12 protein-coding genes are annotated in these 11,724 nt (G+C 62.3%); 8 read left to right on the forward strand and 4 right to left on the reverse strand.

Annotated elements, in window-relative coordinates:
• Positions 1-4 precede the first annotated feature (4 nt).
• On the reverse strand, positions 5-1,180 hold the full coding sequence (locus tag PCO31010_RS12050) for an extracellular solute-binding protein (RefSeq protein WP_150664469.1): 1,176 nt from the start codon (positions 1,178-1,180) through the stop codon (positions 5-7).
• A 307-nt stretch (positions 1,181-1,487) separates the two neighbouring features.
• Between PCO31010_RS12050 and PCO31010_RS12055 the strand changes: the two genes are divergently transcribed.
• The 3 genes from PCO31010_RS12055 to PCO31010_RS12065 all read left to right on the forward strand — a co-directional run bounded on the left by PCO31010_RS12055 (position 1,488) and on the right by PCO31010_RS12065 (position 5,071).
• A complete protein-coding gene (locus tag PCO31010_RS12055) occupies positions 1,488-2,762 on the forward strand; it encodes a glucarate dehydratase family protein (RefSeq protein ID WP_150664470.1) in 1,275 nt (424 codons plus the stop codon).
• 134 nt (positions 2,763-2,896) lie between these two features.
• Complete coding sequence (locus tag PCO31010_RS12060; RefSeq protein WP_281357730.1) at positions 2,897-4,069, forward strand: porin; 1,173 nt, start codon at positions 2,897-2,899, stop codon at positions 4,067-4,069.
• 255 nt (positions 4,070-4,324) lie between these two features.
• On the forward strand, positions 4,325-5,071 hold the full coding sequence (locus tag PCO31010_RS12065) for a FadR/GntR family transcriptional regulator (RefSeq protein WP_150664471.1): 747 nt from the start codon (positions 4,325-4,327) through the stop codon (positions 5,069-5,071).
• A 31-nt stretch (positions 5,072-5,102) separates the two neighbouring features.
• Here PCO31010_RS12065 and PCO31010_RS12070 read toward each other — a convergent pair whose 3' ends face one another.
• Positions 5,103-5,777 carry a pyridoxamine 5'-phosphate oxidase family protein gene (locus PCO31010_RS12070; protein WP_150664472.1) on the reverse strand — a complete coding sequence of 225 codons (675 nt, stop codon included), beginning with the start codon at positions 5,775-5,777 and terminating at the stop codon, positions 5,103-5,105.
• Between the two features lie 92 nt (positions 5,778-5,869).
• On the opposite strand from PCO31010_RS12070, the gene PCO31010_RS12075 reads away from it, so the two are divergent.
• Together PCO31010_RS12075 and PCO31010_RS12080 are read left to right on the forward strand one after the other, a co-directional pair.
• The gene (locus tag PCO31010_RS12075) at positions 5,870-6,718 is read left to right on the forward strand and encodes an AraC family transcriptional regulator (protein WP_343039170.1); all 849 of its coding nucleotides are present in this window, start codon (positions 5,870-5,872) and stop codon (positions 6,716-6,718) included.
• A gap of 106 nt (positions 6,719-6,824) precedes the next feature.
• Entirely contained in the window at positions 6,825-7,781 is a 957-nt protein-coding gene (locus tag PCO31010_RS12080) for an alpha/beta hydrolase family protein (RefSeq protein ID WP_246184567.1), read from the forward strand.
• A 3-nt stretch (positions 7,782-7,784) separates the two neighbouring features.
• Here the strand turns inward: PCO31010_RS12080 and PCO31010_RS12085 are convergent, their stop codons facing one another.
• Positions 7,785-8,753: a GlxA family transcriptional regulator gene (locus tag PCO31010_RS12085; protein WP_150664473.1), complete on the reverse strand. Its 969-nt coding sequence runs from the start codon at positions 8,751-8,753 to the stop codon at positions 7,785-7,787.
• 100 nt (positions 8,754-8,853) lie between these two features.
• Here PCO31010_RS12085 and PCO31010_RS12090 point away from each other — a divergent pair, with 100 nt between their 5' ends.
• Entirely contained in the window at positions 8,854-9,279 is a 426-nt protein-coding gene (locus tag PCO31010_RS12090; protein ID WP_150664474.1) for an MAPEG family protein, read from the forward strand.
• Between the two features lie 33 nt (positions 9,280-9,312).
• Positions 9,313-10,002, forward strand: coding sequence for a GNAT family N-acetyltransferase (locus tag PCO31010_RS12095; protein ID WP_150664475.1), 690 nt, complete (start codon positions 9,313-9,315; stop codon positions 10,000-10,002).
• 152 nt (positions 10,003-10,154) lie between these two features.
• Here PCO31010_RS12095 and PCO31010_RS12100 read toward each other — a convergent pair whose 3' ends face one another.
• On the reverse strand, positions 10,155-11,033 hold the full coding sequence (locus PCO31010_RS12100) for a LysR substrate-binding domain-containing protein (RefSeq protein WP_150664476.1): 879 nt from the start codon (positions 11,031-11,033) through the stop codon (positions 10,155-10,157).
• A gap of 166 nt (positions 11,034-11,199) precedes the next feature.
• On the opposite strand from PCO31010_RS12100, the gene PCO31010_RS12105 reads away from it, so the two are divergent.
• Positions 11,200-11,718: a lipocalin-like domain-containing protein gene (locus tag PCO31010_RS12105; protein ID WP_150664477.1), complete on the forward strand. Its 519-nt coding sequence runs from the start codon at positions 11,200-11,202 to the stop codon at positions 11,716-11,718.
• The last annotated feature ends 6 nt before the right edge of the window (positions 11,719-11,724 follow it).

Raw genomic sequence — 11,724 nt, forward strand, 5'->3', positions numbered from 1 at the left:
GCCCTTATTTCGACTTCAGCGAACCGATTTCGGCATCCCACTTCTGGAATGCAGCCACCATCGCCGTCGCATCGAGCGGCACAGCGTGCGGGAAATCGGCGATGAGTTTCGCGTATTCCGGACGGCCGTACTTCGCGATCGTTTCCTGGCTCTTCGCCGGGGCGGCGGACAGCGGTACGTCCTTCACCGCCGGGCCCGGATAGAAGTAACCATCGTCATACGTGAGCGCCTGCTGAGCCGGTTCAAGCATGAAGTTGATCAACTTGAGGATCACGTCCATCTTCTCTTTCGCCACGCCCTTGGGCACGACCATGTAGTGCGCGTCGTTGACCCACGTGAACTTGTCGAACGATTGAATCTTGAACGTCGCAGGCACGATACCCAGCGCACGCGGATTGATATCCCAGCCGGTGACGGTGAGCGTCATGTCGCGGCTGCCTTCGCCCAACTCCTTCATCACCGCCGACGTGCCGCCCGGGTAGTACGGAATGCACGAATCGAGTTCCTTGAGGAACGCCCACGTCTTGTCCCATCCCTTGATCGGGTCGTGCGGATCCTTGTCGCCGAGCAGATACGGCAGGCCCATCAGGAACGTGCGGCCCGGGCCCGAGTTGGCCGGACGCGCGTAAATCAACTTGCCCGGATTTGCCTTGCACCAGGAGAGCAGTTCGGCAGGCGTCTTGGGCGGGTTCGTCACCTTGGCCGGGTTGTATTCGACGAGCGGTCCCGCAGGCATGAACGTGACGGCCAGGCCGTAGCCCTTCGACAGCTCCTGCATCGCGCGCACGTTCGGGGCGTACTTGTCGAGCACGCCCGGCAGCTTCGCGCTGTAGTCGGGGAGCAGACGTTGCCAGAGGTTTTGCTGGATACCGGCGGCGAGCGCATCGGTGCCCGTCAGCACGATATCGATATCCGAGCGGCCAGCCGCTTGCATGGCCTTGATCTTGCCCGGCAGTTGCGGTGCAGGCGCATTGGTGAAGGTGATCTTGGAGACGAGATCCGGGTACTTGTCGCGGAAAGCCTCGAAGCCCTTTTGCGTGAGCGCGAGATTGCCGGCCACGTCGACGATGTTCAGCGCAACCGGTGCGGCGGTTGCCGTGCTTGCGAAGCTACCCAGTACCGCGGCACATGCCACGGCACCGAGCGTACGTTGCCAGAATCCCCTGCGGCTGAAGCTCATGCTGTCTCCTTTGGTTAAATTTCTCGTAAGTCATCATATGACTGAGATTTCCAATTTGCAATTGGGAGACATGCCAAAACACCCCAGAGGTTTCCCTTATAAATCGAGAAATCCTTGTTTATACGGGGTTTAATCCCTGATTTCATCAGGACGCTGAGCATTTTGTCAGGGATTTCACCGATAGAGACACGGGCAGTGCGTCACCTAAATTACGGCCAGTCATACGATGACGTAAAAGTTACACAAACCGCGAGATAGACGTCGCCGCCGACACCCCGTTCCCGGTGGAGACCAAGGAAAAGTTGCCGTGAAAATTCAGCGCATCACGATCACCCCGATTGCCTTTCGCGACCCGCCGCTACTCAACGCGGCGGGTATTCACGAACCGTATGCCCTGCGCTCGATCATCGAAATCGAAACGGATAACGGGCATGTCGGACTAGGCGAAACCTATGGCGATGCGCCAGTGCTCGCCCTGCTCGAAAACGCACGTCCGCTGCTGATCGGCATGGACCCGTTCGACACGAATGGGCTGCGCGAACGGGTCGCCGCTGTGGTGCGTCAGGGCGTTCGTGGCGAGCGCGTGGAATACGAACTCGCGCCGGGCACCGACCCGCGCAAGGACACTGAGAAGCTCTACTCCGCGTTCGAAGTTCCGTTTCTGGATTTGCAGGCGCGGCATCTGGGGATACCGCTCGTCGAGCTGCTCGGCGGCGCCGTGCGTCAGGAAGTGCAGTACAGCGCGTATCTGTTCTTCAAGTACGCGCAGCACATCGATTCGCCGTACGCGCCGGATAGCTGGGGCGAGACGCTGAACGCCGAGCAGCTCGTCGCTCAGGCACGCTTCATGATCGACACGTACGGGTTCGGCAGTATCAAGCTCAAGGCCGGGGTGCTGGAACCGGCCGAAGAAGTGAAATGCCTGAAGGCCCTCAAGCGCGCCTTCCCCGACAAGCCGCTGCGTATCGATCCGAACGGCAACTGGTCGCTCCCGACGGCGATTGCGATGGGACGCGAACTGGCGGGCGATCTCGAATACTACGAAGACCCCACGCCCACGCTCGAAGGCATGGCGGAACTGCATCGTGCGACGGGCATGCCGCTCGCGACGAACATGGTCGTCACCGATCTGCGGCAGTTCCGCGAGAACGTGCGCCTGAACGGCGCGCAAATCATCCTCTCCGATCACCACTACTGGGGCGGACTGCGCGACACACAGCTGCTCGCGCGTATGTGCGAGACGTTCGACATCGGCCTGTCGATGCACTCGAACTCGCACCTCGGCATCAGCCTGATGGCGATGACGCATCTGGCGGCGAGCGTGCCGCGCCTGTCCTACGCCTGCGACACGCACTACCCGTGGCAGGAAGCCGACGAGGAAGTCGTGCGTGGCGGCAAGATCGCGATTCGCAACGGCGCGGTCGCCATCACGAAGGCGCCCGGACTCGGACTCGAAATCGATCAGGACCAACTGGCCAAGCTCCACGAGCAATACCTGCGCTGCGGCCTGCGCACGCGCAACGACGCGGTGCAGATGCGCAAATACCGGCCCGACTGGAGCGGCAAAGCACCGCGTTTTTAAGCGCGCTTTTGCGCGTTCATTCAGGCCAGCACTCACCCGACAGAACACCACGGCAGCACCACAAAAGCAGCACCCGCTTCACATAAAAACGAAGTACGCGAAGTCCAAGAAAACACATCACAAGAGGAGAAGTCGTGAGACATTCGAAACTGTTTGCCGGGCTCGTATTGGCCGGTCTCGCCGCCGGTGCAATGCCGGCGTTCGCACAGTCGAACGTGACGCTGTACGGGATCGTCGACGATGCACTGACCTACAGCAGCAACCAGAACGGCAAGTCGAACACCTATCTGCGCAACGGCAACCTCGCGGGCAGCCGCTGGGGCCTGCGCGGCACGGAAGATCTGGGCGGGGGCACCAGCGCACTCTTCCAACTGGAAAACGGCTTTGACGTGAACAGCGGCGCATTCAGTTCGTCGGGCGTGATGTTCAACCGTCAGGCGTTCGTCGGCGTGAAGAACGCACAAGCGGGCACTGTCACCATCGGCCGTCAGTACTCGCCGTATTACCTGATGGTCGGCACGATCGGTCCCGTCGCTTATGTCACGGGTGCGACCGGTGCGCACCCGGGCGATATCGACGGCCTCGACACGACCATCCGCATCAACAACTCGGTGACGTACACGTCGCCGGTGCTGTGGGGCGTGACGGCCAGCGTTCAATACGGCTTCGGCGGTCAGGCCGGTGCGATGGGCAAGGGCAACACGTTCTCCGGTGCGTTGCGTTACGACGGCGGTCCGGTGTCGTTGGCGGCGGGCTACCTGCGGATGAACAACATCGGCGGCGGCACGACCTGGAACAGCTCGTCTACCGGGGTGCCGGGCACGTCGGCCGTCAATCAGGGCTACGTTACCGCCGACTCGCTGCAACACATTGCGGTGGCCGGTATCTACACGCTCGGCAGTCTGACGCTGGGTGCGAGTTACAGCAACGTGCAGTACAAGCCGGGCGCCGCGTCGCTCTTCCACGACAGCGCGATCTTCAATACGGCGGGCGTGCACGCGTCGTGGATCGTCGCGCCGCAGTGGCGTCTGGCGGCAGCGTATAGCTACACGGCTGCCTCCAAGGCCAACGGCATCACCGACGCCGCGACTTACCATCAGGTGTCGCTTGCGCAGGTGTACTCGCTCTCGAAGCGCACGTCGCTGTATGCGCTCGAAGCGTGGCAACACGCCAACGGTAAGTCGATCTCGGCGAACGGCGTGAGCATCATCAACGCGGGTCCGGTGGTCGGCGACTCGCAGAACAGCACGCCGTCGGCGACGAGCTCGCAGTTCGTCGGCATGCTGGGGATCCGCGTCGATTTCTGATGCCCGTGCCTAAGGGGTAACGCCGTCCGGACCGACGCTGTGCGCGTGCCGGTCCGGATGGCAGCAAGTGCTTGAGAGTGGTCGCGAGAAGTCGCACAAAGCAGTCTTTTCGGCCGCCAGCGCCCGGTAACGTCTGGGCTGTGGCGTTGGCGGTCGATTCTTATCGGTTGTCGTATGTATGCGACGGTCGATAAGGTAAACTGGGGGCGTTTTTGCCATTTATCGTCACCCACAATTCCAACCGACGCCATGTCCATGACCAGCCCGTTGCCCGCACGTCCTCGCCGCAAGTCTCGCAGCCTCACGGAGGAGGTGGTGAGCGCCTTGTCCGAGCAGATTCGCGCCGGCACGTTCCGTCCGGGCGACAAGCTGCCGACCGAGTCGGCCATCATGGAAAGTCTGGGCGTGAGCCGCACGGTGGTGCGCGAAGCGATTTCGCGGCTGCAAGCGGCACAGCTGGTCGAGACGCGTCACGGCATCGGCACCTTCGTGCTCGAAGCCCCGCGCGAGAATGCGCTGCAAGTCGACACGAACAGCATTCTGACGATGCTCGACGTGATGGCGATTCTGGAGCTGCGCATCTCGCTCGAAACGGAAGCGGCAGGTCTGGCGGCAAACCGTCGCACGGACGGACAACTCAAGGCGATGCGTCAGGCGCTGGACGACTTCGAGATGCACGTGCGTCAGCGCACCGGCAACGCCGTGACGGCCGACGTCGCCTTCCACCTGCAAGTGGCGAGCGCGACCGGCAACCGCTATTTCCACGACATCCTCGAACAACTCGGCAACACGATCATTCCGCGTACGCGCGTGAACTCGGCAGCGCTGGCCGACGACGATCAGGTGTCGTATCTCAATCGCGTGAATCGCGAACACGAAGACATCTACAACGCGATTTCGCGTCGCGATCCGGAAGCCGCACGCGCCGCCATGCGCACGCACCTCACGAACAGCCGCGAGCGTCTGCGCCGCGCGCAAGAGTCGGCTGGCACCCAGAACTAAGCGCTATGGCACAAGACCGGCACACCGGTCGTCAATAAAGGTCGCCGCGCACCGCGCGGTAGTACCCCGCATCGATCTCGCTGGCGCGGGCAGGGTCCATCCCCGTGAGCGCCGCCTTCATATCTCCCATCGACGGTACGGCCTTGCGGTCGAGTTGCGACTCGGCACACCAGAGCTTCGCGCGATTGATCGCCTTGCCACAGTGAAACAGCACTTCGTCGATGCTCACGACGATGGCTGTCTTCGGCGTACGCTCACCTTCCTTCAGTTGCGCGAGCAACATCGGGTCGACGGCAATGCGCGCATGACCGTTGATACGCATAAAGACTTCCAGCCCCGGGAACAGGAACAACATGCCGATGCGGTCGTCTTCGGTCAGATTGCGCAGCGAGGCGATACGGTTATTGCCGGGCCAGTCCGCGAAGACGACAGTCTTCTCGTCGAGTACTTTGACGAAGCCCGGTGCGCCGCCGCGCGGCGAGGCGTCGAGCCCTTGCGCATTGCCGGTGGCCACGCAGAAGAACGTCGCGACATCGAGATAAGCCGTGTGGAACGGCAACAGGCGCGACATCACGCCTTTGACGATCCCCTCGGACGGCGGATCGTACAGGGCATCTAGATCGACACGAGCGGGATCGGGGGATGCCGAAGACGCAGGCGACTGCACGGCGTCACGCGAACCGACGGGATAGATTGGCAACGACATGGCGATGCTCCTTCAAAAACATGTGCCGAGCTTATCGCGTTGCCTGATGGCGCTGATAGACTATCCAAGCCATTCAATAGCGAAATGACGCCATGGAATTTCCCGACCACCTGAAGCCGAAAATGGCGCGCGTACAGATTATGGACGCGCAGGACCCGCCGCTGATTGCGCTCGTCGGTCGGGAAAGTGTGCCGCGTGTCTCGCAGACGCACCAACACGCGTCGGGACAGTTGCTCGGGCTGTTCAGCGGCCTGATCTCCGTTCGCACCAATCTCGGCACGTGGGTCGTGCCGACGTCGCGTGCCGTCTGGGTACCGCCGCACTGCCCGCATGCGGCCTTCTCGCATGGCCCGTTCAATGGCTGGGCGGTGTATGTGCGTCCGGATCAATGCGCCGGGTTGCCGGATCAGCCGCGCGCGATCGCGGTGTCCGGACTTCTGCGCGAGGCGGTGGCGCGTGCCGCACAGTGGGCGCTGGGCGAGCCGGATCGGGCGCAATTGAGCATCATGCACGTGATACTGGACGAGATCGCCGTCAGCCCCGCCGACGCCTTCCGTCTCCCGATGCCAAGCCACCCTCGCCTGCGACGCATCGCCGCCGCCCTCATCGACGATCCGGCCAACGACCGCTCGCTCGACGCATGGGCCAACTGGGCCAGCACGTCGACGCGTACGGTGAGCCGCCGCTTCGTTGAGGAGACGGGGCTGACGTTCACGGCGTGGCGTCAGCGCGCGCGTCTGTTGCGCGGGCTGGAACTGCTCGCCGCCGGGCAACCGGTCGGGGCCGTCGCGCTGGACCTCGGGTACGACAACGCCAGCGCCTTCATCGCGCTGTTCAGACGCACCTTCGACACCACACCTGGCCGCTATTTCGCGACGGATTCGACGGAGATCGTCGACGTGGCGAACGCCGACGACGACGGCATCGAAGCCGTCGACTGAAGCAACATCCTCAGCCGTTAGAATGAGTGCCGCTGTCACACAGTGCGAAGTACGATAGCGTCGGTTTGCAAGCCCACCTCGCTCATACAACACGATCGTCCCTCATATGACACGCTTCGCTGCATGCGCGCTCAAGCGCACCGGCTCGCTCTGCGCCATTGCGCTGACGGCACTTCTCGTCTCGATGCCGACGTCGTTCGCGGCGACGGACGACAACTCGACACCGCCTGCGAGCGCCGCCCCGTCGCAGACGGACGTCAAGCCTGAAATCGTCGGCATCGTCGTGCCCGGGGCGAATACCTTCGGCGGCGACATCGCCATGCACACGGAAGTCTACAAACCGGCGGGCAACGGCCCGTTCCCCGTACTGATCTTCGAGCACGGACGCGCAGGCGATCCGCTAGTTCGTGCGAAGCTCGACGCCCCGATTCTCAAGGGTCACGTACGGTTCTGGCTGGCGCGGGGGTTCGCCATCGTCGCGCCGATTCGTGTCGGCTATGGACTGACGGGCGGGCCGGATCGGGAGAACTCCGGTTCGTCGTTCAAGAACGGCCAATGCGTGCGACGTCCCGACTTCGAGAAGCTCGCGAAGGTCACGGCCGAAGCGAACCTCGCGGCGTTGAAGTGGGTCCAGGCGCAACCCTGGGCGGACAAGCATCGTGTGGTGCTGGAGGGCCGCTCGGTCGGCGGCTTCACGACCGTCTCCACGGTGGCGACGAATCCGCCGGGCGTCGTCGGTTACATCAACTTCTCCGGCGGCGCAGGCGGGTCGCCCGAGTTGTCGCCGCAACACAGTTGCGATCCCGAGCAGATGAAGACGGTCTACGGCGAATTCGGCAAGACGACGAAGATCCCGGGGCTCTGGCTGTACGCGCACAACGACCAGTATTGGGGACCGGACGCACCGAAACAATGGTTCGACGCGTTCGCTGCGTCGGGCAGTCCGGCGAAGTTCGTCCACACGGAGGATATCGCTGGGCACGACGGTCACATGCTGCTCACCTACGGCGGCAAGATGTGGTCGGGTCCGGTCAACGAATTTCTCAAACAGATCGGATTCTGAGCGTCAATCGCTGCGAAGCTCCTTCACGGTGCGACCGAGTTTGCGTCTGAGCAGGTTGCGCAGGGTGGAGGCATCCGCATAGCCAACCTGCGTCGCGACGGTGTCGAGATCGCAGCCGTTCGACACCAGTTGTCTCGCGCGCTGAATGCGCAGGTCCTGAAAGAACGCCAGTGGCGACTTGCCGAGCACCTGCTCCGTGCGACGTTGCAACGTCCGCACGTGCACATGCAACGCCTGCGCGGCGCTCTCCAGCGAGAAACCCTGCGACATGTGCTCGCGCGCCCATCGCTCGAAGCGTTCGACGAGCGGATCGGCATGCGCGAGGAAGTCCGGGATGATGTACTGCGCCTGCGACGAGCGGTTGTCGATCAGCAGGAACCGCGCGACGTGCGACGCTAGCTCAGGGCTGGCCTGCCGCACGAACCACAGCGCAAGGTCGAGATGCCCCATCGCCGCACCGGCCGTCACCAGCCCGTTCGACTCCACGACCATTCGCGAATCGCTCAGCTTCACCGTCGGATATCGCTCGCGGAACAACGGTGCAAGCGACCACGTGGTTGTCGCTTCCTCCCCGTCGAGCAAGCCGCTGTCGGCCACCACGAATGTGCCGATACAGGCCGCCGCGATGCCGACGCCCTGCTCGCGCCACGTGCGCATATACGACTTGGCGTCTTCGACGTCACGTCGCGCTAACGCAGGCACGAGGATGTCCGGCAACTTGGCGTTCAGCGCGGGGACGACCACCCAGTCGGGCAACTGGGACGAGTGTTCGACGTCACGCGCCGGTTCGACGGCCATCGTCATCCCCAGTGCCGTTTTGATGCGCGACTTCGTGCCGACAACGCTCACGTCGAACGGCAAAACATCGGCCCCGCGCAGCATCGCGAGTTCGTTGGCCGTGCAGAGCGTATCGAGGATCGCAGTCAGGCCGGTGTCGAACGCGCCGTCCAGTGCAAAAACGCAAATCTTCATGTCGTAAATGACTCAAATATTGTCATTTGCGACTATATTCCTGTCGCCCCCCGAAGTCTAGAATCGCCTCATATTCAACGACTTCCAACAAGGGGGCACCATGAAGCTCACGCCGGAACTGTATTACCTCGCCCTCGTGGCATTGCTGACGGCGGCCATGTGGATTCCCTACATTCTGGCTGGGATCGTACTGCGCGGACCCATTCGCGCGATGGCTAATCCTGTGCCGGAAGTTGCCGGACAGACGCCCGGGGCCGCCACGCCCGCATGGATGCAACGCGCCAAACGCGCGCATGCCAATGCGGTAGAAAACCTCGCCGTCTTTGCGCCGCTCGTGTTGATTGCCGCACTGGTCGGAATTTCGACACCCGCCACGGTTTTCACGGCGAAGCTGTATCTGATCGCACGCATCGTGCATTACGTCGTTTATGTCGCCGGCATTCCGGTCGTGCGCACGCTGGCATTTCTTGTGGGTTTCGGCGCGACGGTCTCGTTCGCCACGGCGATTCTCGGACACGCGGTGTAAATCGACATCAAGGCATCAGCAAGGAAAACGAACATGGAATATCCGAATCATTGCCGTCTCGACAACCCGACGTGGAATGCGCTGGTGACGCAGCAATCCGCACTCGCGCAAGGGACTGAATTGGCACGTCGATACGAAGCCGATGTGGCGCCGTTTGCTGGCGTGGCGAATACGACGCAGGCGGCAATTCATGCGCTGGCGTCGATCATTTCGCGAGGTGGCTTTGTGTTTCTGCCGTCGCTGGAAGCATTGCCGCCGATGGACGGCATTCATCACGATCACGTGTTTTCCGTGATTCAGATGGTGGATGCAGGCAATGTCGGCGCGCTTAACGACGAAGGCGTTGTACAACTCGGTGTGAGCGACGTACCAGAGATGATCGCGCTCACGGAGCGAACACGTCCCGGGCCGTTCGGCAAGCGCACGATCGAGATGGGCAACTACATCGGGATTCGTGCAGACGGCGAACTGATTGCGATGGCGGGCGAGCGCATGCGTCTGGACGGTTATGTGGAAATCAGCGCGGTGTGTGTGGATGAGCGTCACCGCGGCAAATGGCTGGCGGGCCGCCTGATGAACATCCTTCGCCAACAAATCAAAGCACGCGGCGATACCCCATTCCTTCATGTGAAGGATGACAACGAAGCGGCTATCGCGCTTTACAAGCGCATGGGGTTTGAAACGCGTCAGACGTTTGTGATGAATCGGATAGCGCTAGCCTAAGCGTTGAGGATTCGGCACGCGATTCGCTAGTTCATTCGCTTGCTTACCCGTTTATCCCGCTTTTGCAATGCGTTCGCGCGTGGCGTCGTCAATTCGCTGACGAACGTCACGAAGCGGCAATACGGCACCGGTATACTTGCGTCCCGCAGAAACTATGCTGCAGCGAGGTTCGCGCCCGCACATTCCGTTACCACGCGCTTGAGCTGCGCCAATGCGGGTGGCGTGTCCCGATGGCCCGTATGCAGGCAGAGGGCAACCGACGGCAGCGGCGGCAGGCCCTCTTTTGCGCCGAGCCGTTTTAGCGACGGCGGCAGACCGGCCGCCGTTCTCAATGTGATGCCTAGCCCTGCGGCGACCCCCGACCAAAGACTCTGAAGACTCGCCGTCGTGTAGGCCAGCCGCCACGAAATGCCTGCGACATCGAGCGCCTCGATGCCCGCACGACGGAAGAAGCACGGCGGGTTGTAAAGCGCGAGCTCCAGAGGAAGCCCCGGGGTTAGGGCAACGTCGACGCCGACAGGTCCGATCCACGTCATCGGCAACGTTGAGAGCGGTTCGGCATCGGACCGGCTTTCGTTGCCCATCACAAGCACGAGGTCGAGTTCCCCTCGGTCCAGCCGTTCAAGCAACACGCCGTTGCGTTCGACGGCCACTTCCACGCGCACGCCCGGATGCGTCTTCTTGAATTGCCCAAGCGCCGCCGGTAACCACGTTTCGGCGAAGTCGCCTGGCAGACCAAAGCGCACCGCGCCTTCGACCGACGCCCCGCGAACCGCACGAACGGCTTCGTCGTTGAGATCGAGGATGCGGTGCGCATAGGAGAGGATCAGTTCGCCCGCATCGGTGAGCACCAGACCTCGTCCTTGTCGACGAAACAGCGACTCGCCGACCTGCTCTTCGAGCTTGCGCATCTGTTGACTGACGGCCGATTGCGAACGTCCGACGCGTTCTGCCGCGCGATTCAGACTGCCCAGATGCTGGGTCGCGAGGAATGTCCGCAGGGCATCCATGTCGAGATTCGGGATCGCCATTATTCAGTTTCTCTGAAGCATCGATGCCGAATTATCGCATTTACTGCATCGTTCATCTGGCTATCATCGGTGACTGTGCCGGGTCGATCCGCGTGTCTCGCACGATCTGCGCGCGCCCTCCCCGGCCATCCCTCTTACCTCCTTCCGGTCACGGAGAAATCACCTTATGAACGGTCAGACGATGCTCAAGCGCGGCATGCTCGGCGCGGTCTTCTCAGTGTGCACGATATTGACGACGGGCTCACACGCCGCGACGCCGACGGTTGCGCCGTCACTCGCGGGCACGTGGACGTTGGTCGCGGCTGACGTCCTGCATCCGGACGGCTCTCGCGCACGCGACTATGGCGCGGCGCCCAAGGGCCTGCTTGTCATCGACGCGAAGGGAAACTACTCGCTGCAAATCTTCAAGGCGGAACGGCCTAAGTTCGCGTCGGGAGACAAGAGCGCGGGAACGCCCGCCGAGTACAAGGCGGCAGTCATGGGCTCCAGCACACACACGGGCACGATCAGCATCGATCCGGCCGACGGCACGCTGACGTTCCACATCCATAACGCTTCGTTTCCCAACTGGGAGGGAGAACAGCAAAAGCGCAACTACGAACTCAAGGAAGGCGTGCTGAGCTACCGCGTGAGGCCGCGGCCAAACGGCGATACGCCGATCTCCGTCTGGCAGCGGGTGGACTGACACAAC

The organism is Pandoraea commovens, assembly GCF_902459615.1.
Taxonomy (GTDB): Bacteria; Pseudomonadota; Gammaproteobacteria; order Burkholderiales; family Burkholderiaceae; genus Pandoraea; species Pandoraea commovens.